29 protein-coding genes are annotated in these 23325 nt (G+C 59.0%); 20 read left to right on the top strand and 9 right to left on the bottom strand.

Features of this window, described 5'->3' with window-relative positions; all coding sequences use genetic code 11:
• The first annotated feature begins 74 nt into the window (after nucleotides 1–74).
• From SLH49_RS11170 to tpiA, 8 genes are all read left to right on the top strand, one after another.
• On the top strand, nucleotides 75–623 hold the full coding sequence (locus tag SLH49_RS11170; RefSeq protein ID WP_320269229.1) for a sugar O-acetyltransferase: 549 nt from the start codon (nucleotides 75–77) through the stop codon (nucleotides 621–623).
• Between the two features lie 86 nt (nucleotides 624–709).
• Entirely contained in the window at nucleotides 710–1072 is a 363-nt protein-coding gene (locus SLH49_RS11165) for an SUF system Fe-S cluster assembly protein (protein WP_320269228.1), read from the top strand.
• A gap of 86 nt (nucleotides 1073–1158) precedes the next feature.
• Nucleotides 1159–2361, top strand: coding sequence for a glycerophosphodiester phosphodiesterase family protein (locus SLH49_RS11160; protein WP_320269227.1), 1203 nt, complete (start codon nucleotides 1159–1161; stop codon nucleotides 2359–2361).
• Between the two features lie 102 nt (nucleotides 2362–2463).
• Complete coding sequence (locus tag SLH49_RS11155) at nucleotides 2464–3117, top strand: hypothetical protein (protein ID WP_320269226.1); 654 nt, start codon at nucleotides 2464–2466, stop codon at nucleotides 3115–3117.
• Nucleotides 3117–3818, top strand: a complete 702-nt coding sequence (locus SLH49_RS11150) for a DUF3307 domain-containing protein (RefSeq protein ID WP_320269225.1) — start codon at nucleotides 3117–3119, stop codon at nucleotides 3816–3818. The genes SLH49_RS11155 and SLH49_RS11150 overlap by 1 nt, the downstream gene beginning before the upstream one ends.
• Nucleotides 3819–3864: 46 nt before the next feature.
• Nucleotides 3865–4227 carry an iron-sulfur cluster assembly accessory protein gene (locus tag SLH49_RS11145; protein WP_320269224.1) on the top strand — a complete coding sequence of 121 codons (363 nt, stop codon included), beginning with the start codon at nucleotides 3865–3867 and terminating at the stop codon, nucleotides 4225–4227.
• Nucleotides 4227–4520 carry a TfoX/Sxy family protein gene (locus SLH49_RS11140; protein ID WP_320269223.1) on the top strand — a complete coding sequence of 98 codons (294 nt, stop codon included), beginning with the start codon at nucleotides 4227–4229 and terminating at the stop codon, nucleotides 4518–4520. The genes SLH49_RS11145 and SLH49_RS11140 overlap by 1 nt, the downstream gene beginning before the upstream one ends.
• 87 nt (nucleotides 4521–4607) lie before the next feature.
• Nucleotides 4608–5339, top strand: a complete 732-nt coding sequence (gene tpiA / locus SLH49_RS11135; protein WP_320269222.1) for a triose-phosphate isomerase — start codon at nucleotides 4608–4610, stop codon at nucleotides 5337–5339.
• A 5-nt stretch (nucleotides 5340–5344) separates the two neighbouring features.
• On the opposite strand, the gene SLH49_RS11130 is transcribed toward tpiA, so the two are convergent.
• A complete protein-coding gene (locus SLH49_RS11130; RefSeq protein WP_320269221.1) occupies nucleotides 5345–6172 on the bottom strand; it encodes a cobalamin-binding protein in 828 nt (275 codons plus the stop codon).
• A 279-nt stretch (nucleotides 6173–6451) separates the two neighbouring features.
• On the opposite strand from SLH49_RS11130, the gene SLH49_RS11125 reads away from it, so the two are divergent.
• Entirely contained in the window at nucleotides 6452–7630 is a 1179-nt protein-coding gene (locus tag SLH49_RS11125) for a cytochrome P450 (protein ID WP_320269220.1), read from the top strand.
• 101 nt (nucleotides 7631–7731) lie between these two features.
• Nucleotides 7732–8013: a hypothetical protein gene (locus tag SLH49_RS11120; RefSeq protein ID WP_320269219.1), complete on the top strand. Its 282-nt coding sequence runs from the start codon at nucleotides 7732–7734 to the stop codon at nucleotides 8011–8013.
• On the opposite strand, the gene SLH49_RS11115 is transcribed toward SLH49_RS11120, so the two are convergent.
• The 3 genes from SLH49_RS11115 to SLH49_RS11105 form a co-directional block, all read right to left on the bottom strand.
• Nucleotides 8010–8741, bottom strand: a complete 732-nt coding sequence (locus tag SLH49_RS11115) for a L,D-transpeptidase (protein WP_320269218.1) — start codon at nucleotides 8739–8741, stop codon at nucleotides 8010–8012. The two genes, SLH49_RS11120 and SLH49_RS11115, sit on opposite strands and share 4 nt — an antisense overlap.
• Nucleotides 8742–8893: 152 nt before the next feature.
• Entirely contained in the window at nucleotides 8894–9694 is an 801-nt protein-coding gene (locus SLH49_RS11110; protein WP_320269217.1) for a DUF2145 domain-containing protein, read from the bottom strand.
• Between the two features lie 13 nt (nucleotides 9695–9707).
• Nucleotides 9708–10067: a hypothetical protein gene (locus SLH49_RS11105; RefSeq protein WP_320269216.1), complete on the bottom strand. Its 360-nt coding sequence runs from the start codon at nucleotides 10065–10067 to the stop codon at nucleotides 9708–9710.
• A gap of 174 nt (nucleotides 10068–10241) precedes the next feature.
• On the opposite strand from SLH49_RS11105, the gene ltnD reads away from it, so the two are divergent.
• Nucleotides 10242–11129, top strand: coding sequence for an L-threonate dehydrogenase (ltnD, locus tag SLH49_RS11100; protein WP_320269215.1), 888 nt, complete (start codon nucleotides 10242–10244; stop codon nucleotides 11127–11129).
• Nucleotides 11130–11150: 21 nt separating this feature from the next.
• Here the strand turns inward: ltnD and SLH49_RS11095 are convergent, their stop codons facing one another.
• Nucleotides 11151–11612 (bottom strand): Lrp/AsnC family transcriptional regulator, encoded by a 462-nt coding sequence (locus tag SLH49_RS11095; RefSeq protein ID WP_320269214.1) that lies wholly within the window; start codon nucleotides 11610–11612, stop codon nucleotides 11151–11153.
• A 134-nt stretch (nucleotides 11613–11746) separates the two neighbouring features.
• Between SLH49_RS11095 and cysG the strand changes: the two genes are divergently transcribed.
• The 6 genes from cysG to SLH49_RS11065 are packed head-to-tail and all read left to right on the top strand — an operon-like array spanning nucleotide 11747 to nucleotide 17144.
• Complete coding sequence (cysG, locus tag SLH49_RS11090; protein ID WP_320269213.1) at nucleotides 11747–13138, top strand: siroheme synthase CysG; 1392 nt, start codon at nucleotides 11747–11749, stop codon at nucleotides 13136–13138.
• Nucleotides 13138–13440, top strand: a complete 303-nt coding sequence (locus SLH49_RS11085; RefSeq protein WP_320269212.1) for a DUF2849 domain-containing protein — start codon at nucleotides 13138–13140, stop codon at nucleotides 13438–13440. Before cysG ends, SLH49_RS11085 begins: the two co-directional genes overlap by 1 nt.
• Nucleotides 13440–15110 carry a nitrite/sulfite reductase gene (locus SLH49_RS11080; RefSeq protein ID WP_320269211.1) on the top strand — a complete coding sequence of 557 codons (1671 nt, stop codon included), beginning with the start codon at nucleotides 13440–13442 and terminating at the stop codon, nucleotides 15108–15110. Before SLH49_RS11085 ends, SLH49_RS11080 begins: the two co-directional genes overlap by 1 nt.
• Nucleotides 15100–15819 carry a phosphoadenylyl-sulfate reductase gene (locus tag SLH49_RS11075; RefSeq protein WP_320269210.1) on the top strand — a complete coding sequence of 240 codons (720 nt, stop codon included), beginning with the start codon at nucleotides 15100–15102 and terminating at the stop codon, nucleotides 15817–15819. The genes SLH49_RS11080 and SLH49_RS11075 overlap by 11 nt, the downstream gene beginning before the upstream one ends.
• Complete coding sequence (locus SLH49_RS11070; protein WP_320269209.1) at nucleotides 15816–16226, top strand: DUF934 domain-containing protein; 411 nt, start codon at nucleotides 15816–15818, stop codon at nucleotides 16224–16226. Before SLH49_RS11075 ends, SLH49_RS11070 begins: the two co-directional genes overlap by 4 nt.
• A gap of 60 nt (nucleotides 16227–16286) precedes the next feature.
• The gene (locus SLH49_RS11065) at nucleotides 16287–17144 is read left to right on the top strand and encodes a ferredoxin--NADP reductase (protein WP_320269208.1); all 858 of its coding nucleotides are present in this window, start codon (nucleotides 16287–16289) and stop codon (nucleotides 17142–17144) included.
• Nucleotides 17145–17201: 57 nt separating this feature from the next.
• Here the strand turns inward: SLH49_RS11065 and SLH49_RS11060 are convergent, their stop codons facing one another.
• Nucleotides 17202–17867, bottom strand: a complete 666-nt coding sequence (locus SLH49_RS11060; protein WP_320269207.1) for a hypothetical protein — start codon at nucleotides 17865–17867, stop codon at nucleotides 17202–17204.
• A 196-nt stretch (nucleotides 17868–18063) separates the two neighbouring features.
• Here SLH49_RS11060 and infC point away from each other — a divergent pair, with 196 nt between their 5' ends.
• Entirely contained in the window at nucleotides 18064–18609 is a 546-nt protein-coding gene (gene infC, locus SLH49_RS11055; RefSeq protein ID WP_413785294.1) for a translation initiation factor IF-3, read from the top strand.
• Nucleotides 18610–18700: 91 nt separating this feature from the next.
• On the opposite strand, the gene SLH49_RS11050 is transcribed toward infC, so the two are convergent.
• Genes SLH49_RS11050 through SLH49_RS11040 form a run of 3 tightly spaced genes read right to left on the bottom strand, consistent with a single transcriptional unit; the run spans nucleotide 18701 to nucleotide 22413 of the window.
• Nucleotides 18701–19489, bottom strand: a complete 789-nt coding sequence (locus SLH49_RS11050; protein ID WP_320269206.1) for a xanthine dehydrogenase family protein subunit M — start codon at nucleotides 19487–19489, stop codon at nucleotides 18701–18703.
• 12 nt (nucleotides 19490–19501) lie between these two features.
• On the bottom strand, nucleotides 19502–21868 hold the full coding sequence (locus SLH49_RS11045; RefSeq protein WP_320269205.1) for a xanthine dehydrogenase family protein molybdopterin-binding subunit: 2367 nt from the start codon (nucleotides 21866–21868) through the stop codon (nucleotides 19502–19504).
• Between the two features lie 59 nt (nucleotides 21869–21927).
• On the bottom strand, nucleotides 21928–22413 hold the full coding sequence (locus SLH49_RS11040; protein ID WP_320269204.1) for a (2Fe-2S)-binding protein: 486 nt from the start codon (nucleotides 22411–22413) through the stop codon (nucleotides 21928–21930).
• Between the two features lie 141 nt (nucleotides 22414–22554).
• Between SLH49_RS11040 and SLH49_RS11035 the strand changes: the two genes are divergently transcribed.
• Both SLH49_RS11035 and SLH49_RS11030 read left to right on the top strand, forming a co-directional pair.
• Nucleotides 22555–22902 carry a metalloregulator ArsR/SmtB family transcription factor gene (locus SLH49_RS11035; RefSeq protein WP_320269203.1) on the top strand — a complete coding sequence of 116 codons (348 nt, stop codon included), beginning with the start codon at nucleotides 22555–22557 and terminating at the stop codon, nucleotides 22900–22902.
• A complete protein-coding gene (locus SLH49_RS11030) occupies nucleotides 22895–23320 on the top strand; it encodes an SRPBCC domain-containing protein (RefSeq protein ID WP_320269202.1) in 426 nt (141 codons plus the stop codon). Before SLH49_RS11035 ends, SLH49_RS11030 begins: the two co-directional genes overlap by 8 nt.
• Nucleotides 23321–23325 lie beyond the last annotated feature (5 nt).

Here is a 23325-nt window from a genome sequence, read left to right as displayed (position 1 = left end):
GACCCTGTTGCGATTTCAGCGTGCAGGTGCAGGATGCGTGAGGCCTTCAAAATCAACGATCACAAGAGACTCGGATGACCTATACCAGCCAGAAAGAGCGCATGATTACCGGTGAATTGTACCGGGCAGGCGATGCTGAGCTTGTTGCGGCGCGCAAGCGCGCACAGGGGCTGATGCGCGACTACAATCAGACGGTCTATGGCGATGATACGGAGCGGACACGGTTGCTCGGCGCGTTACTGGGCACCCATCACGGTGCAGTCATTCGCCCGCCTTTCTATGTCGATTACGGCTTCAATATTCACTGCGCCCCGGGTGTCTTTCTGAATTATGGCTGTGTTCTGCTGGATGTCTGTCCGATCCATATCGGGGCCGACACGCAGATTGGTCCGGGCACGCAAATTCTGACCGCCGACCACCCTCGCGATCCTTCCGAGCGCGCCGAAGGATGGGAAATGGGCAAACCTATCACCATTGGCCGCAATGTCTGGATCGGTGGCGGGGCGCTGCTGCTGCCGGGCGTGACCATCGGCGATGACGCGGTCATCGGCGCCGGTACGGTGGTCACACGTGATGTGGCTGCGGGCCAAACTGCCGTGGGAAACCCTGCCCGGCCACGATAATCTCACCCTTCGTCAAGTTGCTGCCGCCCCTTTACGCCAACCGGGCCAATCCCTATATCTTCGCTCAGGATTAGGGATAAACCGCCATGACCGACAGCAATGCTCAGCTTGAAGGCGCGCCGATGATTGCGCCCTCCACCACCGATCATCCGCTTTACGAGGACATCGTGCAGGCCTGCAGATCGGTTTACGACCCCGAAATCCCCGTCAACATCTACGACCTCGGCCTGATCTACACCATTGATATTAAAGACGATAACGCCGTGAATGTTATCATGACGCTCACAGCCCCCGGCTGCCCCGTCGCGGGCGAAATGCCGGGATGGGTGGCTGACGCGATTGAACCCTTACCCGGCGTTAAGCAGGTTGATGTTGAAATGACGTTTGAGCCACAATGGGGCATGGACATGATGTCGGACGAGGCGCGCCTTGAGCTTGGGTTCATGTAAGATTTCGACAAACAGTCACTAAAATGTAGCGTAAGTTTCACAAAGGCACCGCATGCCCGGCTTCATCAACAATTGTGGAGCCTGCAATGAAACGTTTTTCTCTCTCACTTTTTGCCATTCTGGCTGGATCCGCTGCGGTCGCTGAAACGGCGCTGACATATGGTCCACGCCCGGCATTTCTTATCGCGCAAATGGATGACAGCCCATTGAAAACACAGCTGGAATCGTGCGCGATGCAGACTCCGCAAAAGTCAGACTTCTCCATCGGCCACAGGGGCGCACCGCTGCTCTTCCCTGAGCACACGGTCGAATCAAACGTGGCGGCTGCACAGATGGGCGCTGGTATCCTGGAATGTGACGTAACTTTTACATCCGATCTGGAACTGGTCTGCCGTCACGCACAAAACGACCTGCACACGACAACCAACATCCTGGTCACCGATCTGGCCGATCAATGCACCGTCCCTTTCAGCCCCGCATCCGGTGACACAGCGGCCACGGCGGAATGCCGCACCAGCGATATCACACTGGCCGAGTTCCAAACGCTTGAACCCAAGATGGATGCCTCTGACAGCAGCGCCACAACGCCTGAGGAATATCTCGGCGGCACTGCGAACTGGCGCACCGATCTTTATGTCGACAACACCACGCTGATGACCCATGCGGACTCCATCGAAATCTTCCGCGATCTGGGCGCCAAGTTCACGCCAGAGCTGAAAACACCATCAGTCGACATGCCCTTCAACGGCTTTAGCCAGGAAGACTACGCGCAGAAGCTGGTGGACGAATACAAGGCCGCCGGGGTGCCGGCCTCCGATGTCTGGCTGCAATCCTTCAACCTTGAAGACGTGCTCTACTGGATTGAAAACGAACCGGAATTCGGTGCGCAGGCCGTCTATCTGATGGATGAATACAATATCGAAGGCTATTCGCCCATGGACCCCAGCACATGGCCCAACACGATGGAAGAGTTGAAGGCGATGGGCATCCAATATATCGCGCCACCGACCTGGATGCTGCTGACGGTAGAAGATGGCGAGATCGTCCCCTCTGCCCTTGCGAATGCGGCGAATGCGGCGGATTTGAACATTATCACCTGGACGCTGGAACGCTCTGGCCCCTTGGGCGGCGGTGGCGGCTGGTATTTCCAGTCCGTGGCAGAAGTGACTGACAATGACGGTGTCTATTTCGAGGTCCTTGATGCCTTGGCCCAGGATGTGGGCGTTGTTGGCGTCTTCTCTGACTGGCCAGCGACAACGACCTATTACGCAAACTGCATGGGGCTTTAAGCCACACTCATCCGGGGGTGCCCAGCGCCCCCGGATCTTTGCTTTAGTATGAAGCAAATAAATTTCCTTGCTTTATAGAAGAGCAAATATTACCTTTTGCTCATGCAAAAGTATCCCATCTGCGCTGTTCTGACTGGCGATCTGATCAAATCGCGCAAGGCCGACACCGCCACTGTCGACGCGACGCTGAAAATCCTGCGCGACGCGGCGGCGCGCTTTGGTGCGGCATGGGACATTGATCTGCGGTTCACCCGCTATCGCGGCGATGGCTGGCAGGTCGTGCTGACGAACCCAACCCTGCTGCTCGACGCCGCGCTTTACATCATTGCCCGGCTAAAAGCCGATCACTCCGAAATCGACACGCGCATCTCAATCGGCGTCGGCGCCGTCGAAACCCTTGGCACGCGCGATCTGGCGGATGCAACAGGCACGGCGTTTTTCATCTCTGGCGACCACCTTGAACATATGGGCGGCAACAGGCTGATCGCGCTTGCGGGTCAAGGGATCGACACCGCTGAAGTTGCGATCATCGATCTGGCCGAATGCGTCGCCAGCGGCTGGACGGCCACACAGGCGCAAGCGATCGCGCTCTGGCTGGAGGGCGAATTCAAACGCCACGAAGACATCGCCGCTCAACTGGGTGTGACGCGACAGGCAGTGCAAAGCCGATTATCCGGCGCAGGCCTCCACTACTTTGACAATGCGCTTTACGCTATCCGTCATCACGACTTTTCAGAACACACGGCACAATCATAATGCTGACCACCGCACTTGCCCTCTTTCTGGCCCATCTTCTGGCCGATTACCCGCTCCAGAACAGCTGGATCCTCGCCAACAAGAAAAAGCCAGAGGCGATGGCCGCCCATATCGGCATTGTGTTCGTGCTCTCGTTCATCGCCCTGAAGGGAGAGCTTCTGCCCACGCTCACTATCGCGGGCACACATCTGGTCATCGACCTGATCAAGACGCATTACGCCCCCGACAAGCTCTGGCCCTATATCACCGACCAACTGGCCCACTACGCGGTTATCGCAGGCGTCTTATGGTTCTGGCCAGACCTCGCGCTGCTTTGGCCAGATGCCACGCCCCTTGCGCAATACATTCTCGCCCTTAGCGCTGGGCTAATCCTTTGCGTCTTTGCGGGCGGCCCGGCTGTTGGCCTTCTGATGGCGGATTATGAGAACCTGCAGCACGAAAGCCTCCCCGAAGCGGGCCGGATGATCGGCATCCTGGAACGCGGGCTGATCTACCTGATGGTGCTTGTGGGCCAACCCGCAGGCATCGGCTTCCTGATTGCTGCGAAATCCATCCTGCGGTTCGACACAGCCTCAAAGGATCAGCGCGCCAGTGAATACGTGATCATCGGCACGCTCGCCTCATTCGGCTGGGCGCTTTTGGTCAGCTATGCGACATTGTCGCTCATCACAATCACCGGGATCGACCCGACACCATCTTGAGCGGGCCGTCCCCCTGCCCTACATATACCGGCAAAGGAGCACAGACATGTTCGGCATTCCAGGCAAACAGGCGGTCACGATCACAGACAAGGCCGCCGCACAAATCGCCAAGCTGATGGACAAGGATGGCCATCAGGGCCTGCGCATTGGCGTCAAGAAAGGCGGCTGTGCGGGCATGGAATATACGATGGATTACGTGACCGAAGTGGATCCGCTTGATGAAGTGGTCGAGCAGGACGGCGCCCGCGTCATGATCGCGCCCATGGCACAGATGTTCCTTTTCGGGACAGAGATCGACTACGAAGTCTCGCTCCTCGAAGCCGGGTTCAAATTCCGCAATCCCAATGTGACCGATGCCTGCGGCTGCGGCGAGTCGATCAAATTCGACGAAAGCCTGACCGCCAAGTAATGTCTGTCAGCGACGCAGATATCGCGTTCGCAACCGACCTTTTCTCTGATCTGGGCCAAGTTACATCGCGCAAGATGTTCGGCGGGCTTGGCCTTTACCTAGACGCTGCAATCTTTGCCCTGGTCAGCAGCGAGGGGCGCATCTACGTCAAGGCAACATCTGAAACGGCCGCAATGCTCGCCGATGAAGGGGCCGAACAGTTCCACAACATGCCCTATTGGTCGCTTCCCGAAAGTGCATTGGATGATCCAGAGACGGCCTGCGATTGGGCTCGGCGCTTTCTGACGTCCTGACATCGCCACCGCGATAGCCACCATCCCTTCCGCTTCCGGCGCGGACTTGCTAGCAAGTCACCGGACCAGACGAAAGGACCCGGACCCATGCCTCGCAAACTCGCCGCCGGAAACTGGAAGATGAACGGGCTGCGCGCCAATCTGGTGGAGCTGGCCAAGCTGGAGGAAAAGCACGGCGATGCGGATGTGGACATCCTGATCTGCCCGCCCACAACGCTGATCAGCGCCTGCGAGGACACGCCTTTCGACATCGGCGGGCAGGATTGTTATGCGGCAGATAGCGGTGCGCATACCGGCGATGTCAGTGCCGAAATGCTGGCCGATGCCGGGGCGAGCTATGTGATCACGGGGCATTCCGAACGTCGGACAGATCATGGCGAAACCAGCGCCGATGTCGCAGCCAAGTCTCGCGCGGCCTATGATGCCGGGCTGATCGCGGTCATCTGCATCGGCGAGACACTGGAAGAGCGCGAAGGCGGCACCACACTGGCCGTCATCGACGCCCAACTCAAAGGCTCCGTACCGGATAGCGCCGATGCGGAAAACACGGTGATCGCCTATGAGCCTGTCTGGGCCATCGGGACCGGCAAAGTGCCGACCCTCACCCAAATCGGCGAGGTCCATGCCCATATCCGCAAACGGCTGACCGATCGGTTCAGCGACGGCACAGAGATGCGCATCCTCTATGGCGGCTCTGTCAAAGGCAGCAACGCAAGCGACATCTTCAGCGTGGCAGATGTCGACGGCGCCCTTGTGGGCGGGGCGAGCCTGAAGGCCGATGACTTTTCGCCGATCATTACCGCGCTAGAGAATAGTTGACTGCTCTAAAGCGGCTCATCCATGACCGAGCGTAGCTTTGTAATTGCCGTCTGAATATCCTTGATGACCGCATCAGCGCCCACCATGTGAATGATGTCCGGGTGATGATCGAGGATGTTTCCGGCCACAACGATATGCGCCAGCGGCTGCGTGATCCGCAAAGCGAGGATGAGCCGGATCAGCGGCTGCATCATCCCGTCGCTGTTTGCCACAAGAACAATGGCCTGATAGCTGCGATGTTCGGCCTGATCGACGAGAACTTCGTGATCAAGCCCGACCATCATATCCACGTCCCACCCTTCGCGGCGAAACAGGTCGGTAGCCATCTCAATGCCAAGCGTATGGGTCTCTCCAGGAACCAGCGCAAAGAGCGCCGGTTTTTCATCACGCCCAAACACGATCCCAGGGGCCACGATATGGCGTAGGCCGCGAATAATCCGATAAAGCTTTGCGCACCCCAATGTGACATCAATGAACGACACTTCATCAGCATCCCACATCTCGCCAAGTCGCCGCGCGGCACCAGCGACGTAACCCAGATAGATCGCATCGACATCCACGCCATCACGGCGCGCGGCCATGATCAGTTGATCGGCGGCATCTTCGTTGGGTGATAGCAATGCGGAACAAAGCAAATCTATCTCTGCGACACCTGGCAGATCCTCTTTGCGCATTGTCCTGGGCATACGAAACCTCAAACGCCTCACAACTTCACGCGCGAGGTCATTGACTGCCTCGCGCGGTAGCTTTTGTTTGGCCAATCGAAATTGTTGATCGGCCCGGTCGTATTCGGAGCGGTCGAACGCACCTTCGTCCATTGGCACTCTGGCCATGAACGCTCCCTCCCTTGCTGGCAAATTGAGTGCCACACGTTCCCTGTTCCCGATAGGACGGCATTCAATTGCATGCAGGCTAGCACAAAAAAGAGGCAGGCTTGGCGCGTCAGAATGTCGCGCGAAACCACCCAGAGAGGTTGTGATAGCCTCCGCGCACCCCCTGATTGAAACGCTCGTAGTGGCGGGACATCCCTATTCATCATCAGTCCTTGACATGCAGGCAGGTCGTATGACGGCCACTTGCAATGGGCAAGATGCTCGGCCAAAGCTGCGCCCATGGAATGCTTTGCCCAATCGCCGACCGAGCCGATTTTTGTCCAGAACCCCTATCCATTTTATGATCAGGCCCGTGTCGCTGGCGATTTTTTTTGGTGGAACGAATACGGGATGGCATGCGCTGTCAGCCACGCCGCTGTTCATGCGGTTCTACGCGACAAAAGGATGGGCCGTGAGGCACCACCCGAGAAGGCGCCAGACATCCCGGCCAGATTGCGCCCCTTCTACGATGTTGAGGCGCATTCGATGCTGGAACTTGAACCGCCGCGCCATACCCGACTGCGTGCTCTGGTCCTGCGCGCGTTTACCAGCCGCACAATTGCGGCCCTCGCGCCCGAAATCACGCAGCTTTGCCATGATCTGGTCGATCAGTTCCCCGATGAACCCTTTGACCTGCTGACACATTATGCCCAGCCGGTCCCGGTTCAGATCATCGCCCGTTTACTGGGCGTCCCCGGCGTGCATGCGGATGACTTGCTGCGCTGGTCGAACGCCATAGTCGCCATGTATCAGGCACGCCGCACGTGCGAGATCGAGGATGCCGCTATCGCCGCCACAAACGCCTTTACGGAGTTCATGCGCGAGACTATCGCCACGCGGCGTACATCTCCGGGGCCCGACCTGATCTCAAACCTCATTGCGGCACGTGACGAAGGGGAGAAGCTCAGCGAAGACGAACTGATCACAACCTGCATTCTGCTTTTGAATGCAGGGCATGAGGCGACCGTACACACGTTGGGGAATGGCACGAAGACGCTGCTGGAACACGATCATCGCGAGATCACTGAAACCTGTGTGGAAGAGATCATCCGCTATGATCCGCCGCTGCATATGTTCACGCGCTGGGTTTATGAGGAGCTCGAGATGGCGGGGCATCACTTCAGGCGCGGCGACCAGATCGCCTGCCTTCTTGGTGCGGCCAATCGCGACCCCAAAGCCTACGACACCCCCAACAGTTTCACCCCCAACCGCATGGGGCCTAAGAATACGAGCTTTGGCGGCGGTATCCATTTCTGCGTCGGTGCGCCGCTCGCAAGGCTCGAGTTACAAATCGCGCTCCAGGTGCTCTTTCAGCGCTGCCCCGATCTGCACATCGTTTCAACGCCGCGCTATGGCGATGTCTACCATTTCCATGGGTTGGAAAAACTCATGGTCCACACAGACGCAAGGAAAGGTTGAATTGCGACACATCCGCAAAAAATGATGGGCCACGCACCGCCTTCTGTTGCGTCTTGTCGGACGAAGTGATTAGCACCGCCCCAACAACAAGGGGATGTCCTGTGACCAGTCAGAAATACCTTACGATCATTGTCGTGCTAACATTGGCTGCCTGCGAGACTGTGCAAGGGCCCGACGGGCAGCGTTACCTGCGCAACGTGCCGGAAGGTGTTCTATCCATCGCGGCGCCATTTCAGAATCTTGAAAAGGTCGTGCTGCTGGAAGAGGACAATTGCTACTGGTACAGCCATGCTGGCCCGGTTGAAACGACGCTCTTGCCGCTGCGCACGAAAGAGGGCCGGCCAATCTGTGCGGCCAGCCCCGCAGAAGTTCCGGCGAGTTAACTGCGCGCTGTCACGCCGTCTTCTGTCGCATAGAGCACTGCCGTCGATCCCGTCGCGACCTGATCGTAAAGCCCGATGATATGGGCCATGACCATCCGCACGCAGCCAGAGCTGGCGCGACCACCGATGGAGCGCGGTGATGGTGTGCCATGAATACGCAGATATGTGTCGCGCCGGCCGACGTAGAGATAGAATGCACGCGACCCAAGCGGATTGGTCGGGCCACCATCGACGCCATCTTTGAAACGCTCGAACGAGCGTGGGTCGCGTTCGATCATGTCATCCGTCGGGCGCCATGTGGGCCACTTGGCCTTGCGCCGGATCGTGTAAGTGCCGGGCTCATAAAGGCTGCCCCGCGCGATCGCCACGCCATAGCGCATTGCCGTCCCATCGGGCCGAATGTGGTAGAGATACCGCGCAATCGCGTCGACGTGGATGTCGCCGGGCGTCAGGTTGGGATTGGCCTCCACAACAGTCGGCAAAAAGCGCGAATGCAGGCCCCAGGGGTTCGATGTAAACGGGTCGTAATTGCGCGGCGTGACCCGCGCATCCCATCCAGCCCAACGTGACGGGGGCGAGACCGGAGGCCGTGGCGGCTCTTCTTCGATGAGAGCTGCCGGATCGACAGGTTCCGCCTCGGGGTCGACCTCCTGTCCAAAGACCGGCTGGGCGATCGGGGCAGAAAACAGCGCCGTTGATGTCATAATGAAATGACGTCGATTGAACATGGCTCACCTATCTCGTTTGGCTACAGATATGACCCAAAGATGGTTACGCAGGAATCGGCGTGGAAACAACGGCTTCCGTGTCACTTTCGGGTCATTTGCCCCAAACCGTGTCCCAAACGCATTGGGTTTAATCGGTTTGAGGCGATGTACCGCTAGTAACGCACCAGCCGGTCCGGCGTGATCCTGTAGGTCAAGTCCGCAAGGTCGTGAGCGTCCATAAAGCGGGCGATGGATCCGAATGTGGCCGTACGAACGACCGAACCATGGTCAGCCGTTGTCAGGGCGCGCGACGCCGCGGGCGCGAAAAGCCGCTGCAGGCCGTTTAGTCTGACCTCTTGCCCCTGAAAATGCGCTACGATGTTGGCCTTGATCTGACGCGGATCGGATGTGTCATAAAGGGCCGCCATCAGCACATCGAGCGTATGTTCGGTACAATTCTGAAACTGCGCCGAACCGGGATTGGCAAGAACCGAATAGGTCGGATTGTGCAAAGCGGCATAGGTCGGGCTGGTGATTACATCCAGCAATTGCTGCTGCAGACGCGGATCGGGAATGATCACACCCGCATCAAGCCGCTGTGCCGCCGCAAAAAAGTCAACCGGGCGATCCTGGATCAAATCGCTGCGTGTCAGATCACCGTTGCGCTGGTACAGGTTGTATACGCGATACCCCCGCCCTCTTTGGCCATTTGGCTGCTGAATGTCTGAATACACCCAGAAGGCGACATGGGTATAGCGGATCCCTTCGGGCAGGAGTGACGGATCGCGGCCAACACGCGCCACAATCGCAACATTTGCCCCGCGTGCGGCCAGATCCTGCTGCACGCGGTTAGAGAATGCGGCGACCTTGGCGGCAGGCAAAACCGGGTTTGCCGCGTTGCTACTGCCCGCATGAGAAGAGGCGGGCAAGATGCAGGCCGCGACGATACTTAGCAGAGCCAAGAGCTTTTTCATGATCTTCACTCCCCTAGCGCAATTGCGGTGGACCATCAGGCGCAACACATGCGTGCTGCGCTGCAACGGTGCCCGTCGGGCAAGTATGCGCTGGGGCGTGGCCCAGAGCTGCATCCAGCACCTCTAACCCAGCCTCGGCAGCGCCTTCGCCAACCTCTTCCAAGGCGGCACCGCTCACGCTCAGAACAGACCCTGCGGCGACAACGGGCACCGCCGTGACGGTTGCGGCGCTAGTAGCCGCTGCGCTCACGCCATGGCCGGTCGCCTGGGCGCTGTGATCTGCGGATTGTGCCGCGTGTTGTGCGCTCGGCGTGGTACACGCCATCGCAAGACCAAGGATGACAGGGATGATTATGACTTTCAGGACTTTCATTGCTTTGCTCCAATGTGAACGATGTTCATGAATTATCGAACAGCATCGCGCAAATCAACACTAAATTGAACACCGTTCACACTGGTATGGAATACCTGACCCTACCGGCGAGGGTTGTTGTCACCTCCGACATCGGCCATCCCTTGTCTTGAGATCGGTCAGGGAGAGATTGTGATGAATGTTGCTGTTTTTGGCTTGGGCGCGATGGGATTTGGCATCGCAGAATCGATCCTGCGCGCTGGACATAAGGTTTGGGGTGTCGATCTTGATGAGGGGACTATGCGCCGCTTTCAGGATATTGGGGGTGCAACCTCTGATCTGGACCCCGGAGGACTTGACGCGGCCGTCATTGTTGTACTGAACGCCGATCAGACGGCAGAGGTGCTATTTGGCTCTGACGGCATCGTTCCGCAAATGAAAAAAGGGGCGGTCGTGTTGGGCTGTGCGACCGTACCCCCCGCATTCGCATCTGATATGGCCGAAAGATGCGATGGCTATCAGGTTCATTATCTGGATGCGCCCATCTCGGGCGGGTCGGCAAAGGCTGCGACCGGGCAACTCTCCATCATGGCCTCTGGCACAAAGCAAGCTCTTGACGCTGCCGGTCCGGTCCTTGATGCCATGGCAGACACCGTCTTTGAACTGGGCGCAGCCGCCGGGGCGGGCTCTGCGATGAAAGCGGTCAATCAAATGCTTGCTGGTGTCCATATCGCTGCGATGGCCGAAGCGATGACCTTCGGCATGACCCAAGGGATCGCACCCAGCGACTTTCTAAAGGTCATCAGCAAATGTGCCGGGACATCATGGATGCTCGAAAACCGCGCGCCGCATGTTGTGGATGGCGACTATGCTGCTCGGTCCGCCGTCAATATCTGGCCGAAGGATCTCGGCATTGTCCGCGACATTGCGCAATCAGCGAGGTTTGAGGCCCCCATCACAGAGACTGCGCTTGCGCAATACCAGAAAGCCGTGGCGATGGGTCTGGGTCGCGAGGACGATGCAGCCGTCGCCAAGGTCTACGCTGCACAAGCGGGCCTTAACCTTCCCTCCGCCGACAGCTAGAAATCACCCGCAAACAAGACTTCAAAGCGGGAGGGCGACCGTCGATTTGATCTCTTCCATCGAGAGCAGCGCCGTCACGTTATGCACTTTTACTTCTGAAATCAGCGCTTGATAGAATGTGTCATAGGCGCGGGCGTTCTGGACCCGTACTTTCAAGATATAATCGATATCCCCCGCGAGCCGATGCGCCTCTTGCACTTCTGGCCGTGATTTCAACGCCTTGAGGAACCGGCCCTGCCACTCTGCATCATGCTCTGACGTGCGGATCAAGACGAAGAAACAGGCCTCAAAACCCAGCGCCTCCGCATCCAACAGTACCGTCTGCTGCCCGATGATCCCAGCCTCGCGCATCTTGCGAATCCGGTTCCAGACCGGGGTCTTGGACGACCCGATATTCCTTGCAATTTCGTCAAGCGATTGCGCGGCATCCGCCTGCAATGCCGCCAGAATTTTCCGGTCTGTCGCATCAATCCGCACGGACATTCTCAATTCTCCCAATTCAGAGGACGGGTGGTCTGAATTCGTCTCAAACCGGAACGAACGTCCTTAGCTGACGCCTGGGGGAGGTAAATAGCAGAACGTTGTTCTATATTGAACCCAAGAAATTTGAGGGGCCCATGCAGCACTTTCCCATCTTCCTTGCCGTCGCAGGCCGCCGCATCGTCGTTTCTGGTGGCGGTGATGCTGCGATGGCCAAGCTGCGTTTGCTGATGAAGACTGGAGCGCATCTGACGGTGATTGCCGCAGAGATCGCGCCGGATATCCGCAAATGGGCAGCACAGGGCAAACTGCAGACCTTAGAACGTGCTATGGAACCGGGTGATGCGCTTTGCGCAGCATTGTTCTATGCCGCCAACGAAGATGACGCTGAAGATGCCCGCGTCTCGACCATCGCTCATGCCGAAGGCGCCTTGGTCAACATCGTCGACAACCTCGCCGACAGCCAGTTCATCACCCCGGCCATCGTCGACCGCGACCCGGTCACCGTCGCCATCGGCACCGAAGGTGCCGCCCCCGTCCTCGCCCGCGCAATCAAGGCGGATCTGGAAGAGCGCCTGCCCTCTTCCCTGGGTGTCCTCGCGCGCATCGGCAAGACCTTCCGTCATGCCGTCGACGTACTGCCCATGGGCCGCAAGCGGCGCGATTTCTGGTCAGCTTTCTACTTCACTAAGGGTCCAAAGGCGATTGAAGAGGCGGGAGAAAACGGCGTCATCCCTGCTCTCGAAACCCTGCTTGACGACCATGTGATGGCTAACGACAAGGAAGGTCACGTTGATTTGGTCGGTGCGGGCCCCGGAGACCCCGAACTCCTCACGCTCAAGGCGCGTAACGCGCTCGACAAGGCCGACGTCGTGATCCACGACCGGCTTGTCACCAGCGAAATCCTCGAACTTGCCCGGCGCGAGGCAATCATCATCGATGCGGGCAAAACCGGATTTGGCCCGTCGATGAAACAGGAAGATATTGACGCGCTTATTGTCCAGCACGCGCAGGACGGGCATCAGGTGGTGCGCCTGAAAGCGGGTGATCCGACCGTCTTTGGACGGTTGGACGAGGAAATCGAGGCTCTCGAGGCCGCAGATATCTCCTACCGCATTGTCCCAGGCATCACCGCAGCCTCCGCCGCCGTTGCGAATATCGGGCAAAGCCTCACCAGGCGCGACCGCAACTCAGCGATCCGGCTCATAACCGGCCACGACACCAAAGGCTATGCCGATCACGACTGGCACGCGCTGGCGCGTCCGGGTGAAGTCGCCGCGATCTACATGGGTAAGAAATCCGCCCGCTTCATCCAGGGACGTTTGCTGATGCATGGAGCCGATCCGGCCACGCCAGTGACAATTATCGAAAATGTCAGCCGCGCCAACCAACGCATCATCGCGACGACCCTGGCCGAGATGGAGCCTACCATGACCAGTGCCAATCTAACTGGCCCCGCCATCACATTCTACGGTCTCGCTCCGCGCGATGCCGCCGCACAATCACTGAAACTGAAGGAGTTTGCATAATGGCCCGTGTGTTTACCCCAAAAGTTGTGACCGCCAACGCGCTGCTGGAAGGCGATGCCGTCTGGCTGACCGAAGACGACACCTGGACCCGCAACATGCGCGAGGCTGAATTGCTTACAGATGAGGCGCATGCCGACCTGCGTCTGTTGGAAGCGCAAGCCCGTGCCGATGAAATCGCAGGAGCATATCTTGCGGATGCAAAGGCTGGCGAGAATGGCCCCGAACCCACCCATTTCCGTGAGGAATTCCGCACACGCGGCCCCTCGAACTATGCCCATGGCAAGCAAGTGGAACTTTCCTGATGTACGTTTACAACGATTTTGATGAGGCTTTTGTCCGCTCCCGCGTGGCGCAATTCCGTGGACAGGTGGACCGCCGCATCGACGGCTCTCTGACCGAGGATGAGTTCAAACCGCTCCGCCTGATGAATGGTCTCTACCTGCAACTCCACGCATACATGCTACGCGTGGCCGTCCCTTATGGCACGCTGAACCCGGCACAGATGCGCCAGCTGGCCTATATCGCCGACCGCTGGGACAAGGGCTATGGCCATTTCACTACGCGCCAGAACATCCAGTATAACTGGCCCAAGCTGCAGGATGTCCCAGATATGCTGGAGGCACTTGCCGATGTCGGCATGCACGCCTTACAGACCTCCGGCAACACGATCCGCAACGTGACCGCCGACCATTTCGCAGGGGCTGCGGCGGATGAGATCGAAGATCCCCGCCCCATCGCGGAACTCCTGCGCCAATGGTCCACCGACCATCCCGAATTCCAGTTCCTGCCGCGCAAGTTCAAGATCGCCGTGACCGGAGCCGCGCATGACCGTGCGGTCACCAAAGCGCATGATATCGGCCTGCGCATGGTCCGAAATGATGCAGGCGAATCCGGCTTTGAGGTCATCGTTGGCGGTGGCCTTGGCCGCACCCCGATGGTCGGCAAGGTCCTGCGGGACTTCCTGCCCAAGGCGGACCTGTTGCCCTACGTCGAGGCCATCGTAAGCGTCTACAACCTGCTGGGTCGCCGTGACAACAAGTACAAGGCGCGGATCAAAATCACCGTGCATGAGAACGGCTTGGAAAAGATCCAGGAGCTTGTCGAAGAGCGGTTCACCGCGATCCGGACGGGTTTCTCCGGCCATGATCAGTCCTTGCTGGCAGAGATCGAGGCCGCCTTCGCCCCACCCGCCTTCGTGACCAAACCCACAGAGGGTTACGAGGCCGCCCGCCTCGCCAACCCAGCTTTCCGGTCTTGGACCGATACGAACTTGGCCGAACACAAGGCCGACGGCTACGCCATCGTCTCGATCAGCATCAAGAAGCACGGGAATACACCCGGCGATGCCACCTCGGACCAGATGCGCGTCATGGCGGACCTCGCGGAGCGTTACGGCCACGGCGAACTCCGCATCAGCCACGAACAAAACGTAATCCTGCCGCATGTGCACAAATCCGACCTGCCCGCCGTCTATCAGGCGCTGCGTGCCGCGGATCTGGCCACGGCGAATATCGGGCTCGCCTCGGACATCATCGCCTGCCCCGGCATGGATTACTGCGCGTTGGCCACAGCGCGTTCCATCCCCATCGCGCAGGAGATTGCGACGCGTTTTGACGAGCTGAAAATCGAGCACGAGATCGGCGAACTGAAAATCAAGATCTCCGGCTGCATCAACGCCTGCGGCCACCACCATGTCGGCCATATCGGAATCCTTGGCCTCGACCGCGCGGGCGTCGAAAACTACCAGATCACGCTGGGCGGTGACGGGACGGAGACCACGACGATTGGCGAACGCGCGGGCCCCGGTTTCAGCGCGGACGACATCGTGCCCGCTATCGAACGGCTTGTCACCGGCTACATGGACCTGCGTGAAAACGAAGACGAAACCTTCCTCCAGGCCTATCGCCGTCTGGGCATGGAGCCGTTCAAAGCCATCCTTTACCCCGCCGAGGACAAAGCCAATGCCGCTTAAGGAGCTCGCCGAACGCCGCAATATCCTGCATCGGAAATCGGATGCGCAAACCGTGCTGCGGCACGCGCTGGAGGATGTGCAGATCGGACCGGTGGCCCTCGTCTCCTCTTTCGGGGCGGAAAGCGTGATACTCTTGCACATGATCGCTGAGATCGACAAAGCCACGCCGATCATCTTCCTTGACACCGAAATGCTCTTCCCCGAAACCCTTGCTTATCAACAGGATGTCGCGGAGCATCTGGGGCTCACAGACGTGCGCATCGTCGGCCCCGACCGGAACGAAGTACTGGTTGAAGACGTTGACGGTATCCTGCATCAGGCCGACACAGATGCCTGCTGCGACCTGCGCAAGACGCGGCCCTTGAACCGGGCGCTGAAGGATTTCGGCGGTTGGATCACCGGGCGCAAGCGCTATCAGGGCGGGCGGCGCAGCACGCTCCCGCTCTTTGAAAAGGATGGAGCGAAGATCAAGATCAACCCGCTCGCCAATTGGACCACGCAGGACGTGCAGGACTACATGACCGCACACGCCCTGCCCCGTCATCCACTGGTCGGACAAGGCTATCCATCCATCGGCTGCATGCCTTGCACCACGCGAGTCAGCGCTCATGAAGACCCGCGCGCAGGCCGCTGGCGCGACAGCGACAAGACCGAATGCGGAATTCATTTTGAGAACGGCAAGGCCGTCAGACGAGGAAAAGCAGCATGAGTGTGATCGTCACCGATAACGGGTTCAGCACCGACGACTGGACCGGCAGCTTCATCGCGCAGAGCGAGGCCGCGGCCAATGATTGCGACTACGGGATAGACCTGCCATCGGACACGGCACCCGAGACGCTAGCGAGCCTGACGAATGCCCCCATGATCCGCATAGACTTTCCGTCTTCCGCTGACGGGCGCGGTTTCACGCTGGCCACCATGTTGCGGCGGGCAGGCTATCAGGGGCGGCTTCGGGCCAAGGGCCACGTCTTAGCCGACCAATACGCAATGGCGCGGCGGTCCGGCTTTGACGAGGTCGAAATCGACGACGATCTCGCGGCCCGTCAGCCCGAAGACCAATGGCTGTTCCGCGCCGATTGGCAGAACCACAACTATCAGGCGCGCCTGCGCGGCTAAGCCCCCTTTCCCTGATCCAGATCAACGACTAAGACGGAGGGCGGCCCGATAAGGGCTGCGATGACACATATGACCGAGCAGACACCCGTGACCCTAGACACCGCCAAGGCCGTCCCCACCCTGCCCGATGCGCAGACCATTACGGATGTGCAACACTATACTGATCGGCTGTTCAGCTTCCGCTGCACTCGGCCTGCAAGCTTGCGCTTCCGGTCGGGCGAGTTTGTCATGATCGGGCTGATGGGCGATCCGGACGCCAAGACGGGCAAGCAGAAACCCTTGCTGCGCGCCTATTCCATTGCGTCGCCCAGCTGGGACGAGGAACTGGAGTTCTACTCGATCAAGGTGCAGGACGGCCCGCTGACATCCAAACTGCAACATATCAAACCGGGGGACGAGATCATCCTTCGGCCCAAGCCCGTCGGCACGCTGGTCCATGACGCACTGCTGCCCGGCAAGCGGATATGGTTCTTTGCGACCGGAACCGGTTTTGCGCCCTTCGCGTCATTGCTGCGCGAGCCGCAAACCTATGAAGACTATGACGAAATCATCATCACACATACCTGCCGCGAAGTGGGCGAGCTGACCTATGGGCGTGATCTGATTGAGGCCCTGAAAGAAGACGAGCTGCTTAACGAAGTCATCGGCGACGGTTTCTGGAAAAAGATCAAGTATTACCCAACCACAACCCGCGAAGAGAGCCCCAAGATGGGCAGGATCACCGACCTGATGCGGTCTGGCGAGGCGTTTACCGACCTTGGTGTGCCGCCTCTTTCACCCGAAACCGACCGGGCGATGATTTGCGGCAATCTGGCCTTCAATCTCGAACTGAAGGACATGCTGGAAGAATACGGGTTAGTCGAAGGCGCAAACTCCAACCCGCAACACTATGTCGTGGAAAAGGCTTTTCTGGACTAGCTCCAGAGCCCACAGATCGTATGGCCGCGCGAAATGCCGCGCGGCCACCAATCGCCGTTACTCTAGTCCCAGTGCGGCCCGGATGCTGGTTAGGACAGGCTCCAGGAGCTCAGGATTGTCCTGAGCGGCGGTCAACGCATTGCCCAACGTCGTTTTCTGCAAAGCAGAGATATCGGCGCCATCAAGCAGCGTCATGACCTGTTCAAGGTCAAAGCCGTCCACCGTCAGGAGCTCGCTCGCATTCGCAACGAGATCAGCACCCGCACCTTCGACAAGTGCGCCCGCGCCTTCAACGACACCGTCTGCAGCTTCGGCGGCGTTATCCACCGCCGTTTGCGCGGCCTCCCCTGCGGCTGCGGCAGCCTCATCAAGGGCGGCTTGCGCGGCAGCTTCGGCCTCGGCAGCCGCCTGCTCCAACGCTTCCTGTGCTGCGGCTTCCGCTTCGGCGGCAGCCTGTGCGGCGGCTTCAGCCTCTGCAGCAGCGGCAGCTTCGGCAGCGGCGGCGGCCTCTTCTGCTGCAGCGGCCTCAGCAGCGGCGGCGGCTTCTGCAGCGGCGGCAGCTTCAGCGGCAGCCTCGGCAGCAGCGGCGGCTTCCGCCTCGGCCGCAGCCGTGGCGCCGGTCAGAACGCCAATCGCCTCATTCGGGCCGCGCCCTTCAACGGCGTATTGATACCCAAAGAACCCCAAGACAGCGACAATGATCAAGATCGCGATAGCTCTCATTGCTTTCATCCTTCCATGGATTGCAATCAGACCCCCACCCGGGGCCTCGCGGCGGATATGTCAGATCAGCCCGCAAAGGAAAAGGGTTCAGCACAGGGAAAAATCGGCGGAAAACCACCCCTTTGCGGGTTGAAGCCCACCCGCCCCCTGTTTACTTTATGCAGCACTTAAACGGAATAATCCAAGGATAAAGACCATAGGACGCAGACCCCACAACGCGCCACCACAGCGCGATACCGGCCCACGGATCAACGACCGTATCCGGGCCCCTGAAATCCGCCTGATCGGGGCGGATGGCGAAAATGTCGGTGTTGTTTCACCGGATCGCGCATTGGCCATGGCAGATGATGCCGGGCTGGACCTGGTCGAAATCTCGCCCAATGCGAAACCGCCCGTCTGCAAGATCATGGACTATGGCAAGTTCAAGTACGAGACGCAAAAGAAAGAGGCCGAAGCCCGCAAGAAGCAAAAGACCATCGAAATCAAAGAGGTCAAGTTCCGCCCGAACACGGACAACCATGATTATGATGTGAAAATGCGCAACGTTTTCAAGTTCTTGGACAACGGAGATAAAGTGAAAATCACGCTCCGCTTCCGCGGCCGTGAAATGGCCCACCAGGAACTCGGTCGTCAGCTTTTGGAGCGTGTGGCGGAAGATACCAAAGACGCTGGACGGGTCGAGAACTTCCCCAAGATGGAAGGTCGGCAAATGGTCATGCTGATCGGGCCGCTCCCCAAATAATCTGATCTCGTTCAGGCCGCATTGCCAGCGGAGTGCTCAGTTCAGAACGCTTTGAGAAAGCGGCCCTCACGTATGCGAGGGCCGTTTCATCTTAGCAGGCTGCAACAGCCCGGCCTGTCATGACTTTCACCAAGTGGGCGCGATATTCGGCAGACCCGTGCAAATCCGCGATCATACCGTCAGCAGGAACGGATAGGCCCTCCAGCGCCGAGGAAGAGAAATCTGCCGACAAGGCCGCTTCGGCAGCACTCCAACGGTGCACACCTTCTTCTGATGCGCCAGTGATCGCCACGCGTACGCCATCGGCGTATTTGGCGACGAAAACGCCGACCAAAGCGAACCGTGATGCTGGTTGCACGAATTTCTGGTAGTTGGCTTTTTCCGGCACCGGGAAGCGAACCTCGGTAACGACCTCACCTTCATCAAGCGCGGTGGTGAACAGGCCCTCAAAGAAGTCATCCGCCGCGATCTCGCGCGCATTGGTGATGATGGTCGCCCCAGACCCCAGCACCCCTGCAGGATAACAGGCCGATGGGTCGTTGTTCGCAAGCGACCCGCCAATCGTGCCACGGTTGCGCACAGCCGGGTCACCAATATGGCTCGCCATATCAGCCAGTGCCGGATAATGCGCTGCTGCTTCTTTTGCGACCGTCGCGTGAGTTGTGGCGCCGCCAATGCAGACGGCCCCATCATCGCCAATGCACACGCCCTGCATCTCACCAATGCCGGACAGGCTGACCAGCGTTGACGGCATTGCAAGCCGCTGTTTCAGCGTCGGGATCAGTGTTTGACCACCGCCCAGCGCCTGTGCATCTTCACCTTTCAGCGCATTGACCGCATCCGCAATCGTGGAAGGCCGTTCAATTTCAAAAGCATACATGAGCGTTCTCCCTTAAGCGTTGTTCATGGCGTCCCAGACACGCGCAGGCGTCAGGGGCATATCGATATGGATGACGTTTTTACCGCCCGATTGTAGCGCATCAATGACGGCGTTCACGACAGAAGGTGGCGATCCAATGGCCCCCGCCTCTCCGCAGCCTTTCACGCCCAGCGGGTTATGCGTACAGGGCGTCTGGCAGGAATGATCAACCGCGTAGAACGGCAGATCGTCCGCGCGCGGCATGGCGTAATCCATGTAGGAAGCACTGATCAACTGCCCGTCCTCATCATAGGCGCAGTTTTCCAGGAGTGCCTGACCGATCCCTTGCGCGATCCCGCCATGGACCTGCCCCGAAACGATCATCGGGTTGATCACGTTGCCGAAATCATCCGCCGCGCTGAACCGTTCAATCGTAACCTTGCCTGTGTCAGGATCAACTTCGACTTCGCAGGCGTAAGCACCCGCCGGATAGGTGAAGTTCGCCGGGTCGTAAAACGCCGTCTCTTCCAGCCCCGGCTCGATATCCTCCAGCGGGTAGTTATGCGGTACGTAAGCCGCCAAGGTCACATCGCCCCAGGCAACCGACTTGTCGGTACCAGCGACGGTGAACTGGCCGTCTTTCAGTTCGATATCGGCATCGGATGCCTCAAGCAGATGTGCCGCGATCTTCTTGGCCTTGTTGATCACCTTCTCGGCGGCACGCACCATGGCCGAGCCGCAGACGGCGAGAGACCGAGACCCGTAGGTGCCCATCCCAAACGGGATCTTGGATGTATCGCCATGCACGATGTCGATCTGGTCTTCGGGTATACCAATCATCTCGGAAATCACCTGCGGGAAGGATGTTTCATGCCCCTGCCCGTGACTATGGGCACCGACCATGACGCTGATCGAGCCAGTCGCATTCACCCGTACGGTGGCCGCATCATAAAGCCCCGCGCGCGCGCCAAGCTGGCCCACAAGGTTCGAGGGCGCGATGCCGCAAGCCTCAATATAGCAGTTAACGCCAAGGCCACGCAGCTTGCCCTTGGCCTCGCTTTCGGCTCGGCGCGCCGCAAAACCACCGATATCAGCGATCTCTTCGAGCTTATCCATCGTGGCAACATAATCGCCCGTGTCATATTCCACCGCCACCGGAGTGGCATAGGGGAACTGTGTGACAAAGTTCTGGCGACGCAGGGCAATCGGATCGACCCCCAGTTCACGCGCAGCCTTGTCGATAACCCGCTCCAACTGGAAGGTGGCTTCGGGTCGCCCAGCGCCACGATAGGCGTCCACGGGCACCGTGTTGGTGAATACGGCCTTCACATTCACATAGATCAGTGGGGTCTTGTAGTTGCCCGCCATCAGCGTGCCGTGCAGCCATGTGGGGACCGAAGGCGCGAAGGTCGAGAGATAGGCCCCCATATTCGCGAAGGTCTCGGTCCGGATGGCGGTAAAATTGTTGTCGCCGTCCAAAGCCAGTTCGATCTTGGTCACATGGTCGCGGCCATGGGCGTCGGACATGAAGGCCTCGGACCGCGAAGAAGTCCATTTCACAGGGCGACGCAACTGTTTGGCCGCGAAGGTGCAGAACGCCTCTTCGGCATAGTGGAAGATCTTCGTGCCAAAGCCGCCGCCTACATCGGGGGCGACAACGCGCAGCTTGTGCTCAGGAATGCCCAGTACGAAAGCGCCCATCAAGAGACGGATCACATGCGGATTCTGGCTGGTCGTGTGCAGCGTGTGCATGTCGTCGGAAGGGCTGTAATCGCCCACCGCCACACGCGGCTCCATCGGGTTGGCGACAAGACGGTTATTGACCAACTCCAGCGTCGTCACATGGGCGGCATTGGAAAATGCTTCATCCGTGGCCGCCTTGTTCTCTTCCACAAAGCCCCAGTCATAGCAAAGGTTGCTGGTCAGATCGTCATGCACCTTGGCAGCGCCGTCCTGTAGCGCCGCCTTCATGTCCATCACGGCGGGCAGCTCGGTCAGGTCGAGCACGATCGCCTCTGCCGCGTCGCGCGCCTGGGCGTAGGTTTCGGCGACGACCGCGCAAACAGGCTCACCCACATGCCGGATCTTGCCATGGGCCAGCACCGGATGCTTGGGTTCCTGCATCGGTTGACCGTGTTTGTCGGTCACCTGCCAACCGCAAGGCAGACCGCCAATGGCCTCAAAATCGGCCCCGGTGAAAACGTGAAGCACTCCGGGCATTGCCGCAGCGGCGCTTGCATCAACACTATTGATGGTTGCATGGGCCACGTCTGCGCGCAGGAAATGCACGTAAGCCTGGCCGTGAATGTTGATATCATCGGTGTAGTTGCCCGCACCGGTCAAAAACCGCACATCTTCGCGGCGCTTCGTGCTGGCGCCAATTCCGCTATCTTTGGGCATGTTTGCTCCTCCCTGTCAGCGCCGCGTACCTCCCTGCACGGACGCTACATTGTTACTGATTATTCCGCTGCGATAGCTGTGACATCCTGACCGGATGCCGCCAAGATCGCCTTGACGATGTTGTGGTAGCCCGTGCAGCGGCAGATATTGCCTTCGAGATATTCGCGAATTTCCGTCTCAGTCGGCTTGGGGTTCTCCTTGAGAAGTGCTGCCGCCGACATCACCATGCCGGGCGTGCAAAAGCCGCATTGCAGCCCGTGATGATCCTGAAACGCCTGCTGGATCACATTCAGCGATCCGTCGGCATTGGCCTGCCCCTCAATCGTGGCGACTTCTGATCCATCAGCCTCAACCGCGAAAATCGCGCAGGCTTTTACCGCTTTGCCGTCCACGTGCACGACACAGGCCCCACATTGCGACGTATCACACCCCACGTGAGTCCCCGTCAAACGCAAATCATTGCGCAGGAAATCGACCAGCAAGGTGCGGCCCTCAACCTCACCCGACACGGATTTCCCGTTTACGGTCATTGCTACCGATGCCATCACATCCTCCCGATTTCATCTTTGCTTTGCATGAAGTTAAGCACGGCTTCCCCCTCATGAGAACACCCATCTTCCGCTGCAGCTGCAGCGTCATTCACCTTTTTGGTTGACTGAAGCCGTGGCTGGCTTTAATTCACCCATATGGTTGAACGAAACGAGACAACAGCACTCGATGCCATTCTCAAGGCCGCGAGTGACCCCACGCGCCGGACCATCCTAACGCTGCTCGCACAGGAAGGTCCGCTGCGCGTGACGGATATCCACGCGCGGTTCGACATGAGCCTGAACTCCGTCTCCAAGCATATCAAAGTGCTGGAAGCGGCAGGACTGGTGAAACGGCGGACGGAATGGCGCGAGCACCTGATCGAGGTGCAGATGACCCCGCTGAGTGCCGTTGATGAATGGTTTGCCTCGCTCCGTTCAATCTGGGCGCTGCGTCTGGAGGCGCTCGACCACATTATGACCAAAGGAGCTGCCAAAGATGACTGACCTGACAATGACTGTCGAACACACAATCAACGCATCACAAAAGGATGTATTTGACGCCTGGCTCGACCCCGAAATGCTAAAGCGTTTCATGACACCGGGGCCGGATATGACCGTGCCCCATGCTCAGACCGATGCGAAAGTGGGTGGCGGCTTCGCGATCACTATGAAGGCGGGCGACACCGAAATCCCCCATCATGGCGCTTACAAGGAGATCAGCCCGCATGACCGTCTGGTCTTTACCTGGTACGGCCCCTCACCGGCAGAGGACAGCACTGTAACGCTCACCTTCAAGACGGTCGCGGGCGGCACGCTGGTCACCTTGCGCCATGACCGCTTTGTCAACGAAGAAAGCCGCGACAACCACAAGATCGGGTGGACCGGCATCCTTGCGGCGCTCGCCGCCGCCACGGCGGGATGACGGGT

It is taken from the genome of Cognatiyoonia sp. IB215446, from assembly GCF_033963825.1.
In the GTDB taxonomy this organism is placed as follows: domain Bacteria; phylum Pseudomonadota; class Alphaproteobacteria; order Rhodobacterales; family Rhodobacteraceae; genus Yoonia.
Note: the sequence above shows the minus strand (reverse complement) of the source record. Positions and strands in the feature narration are given on the sequence as shown.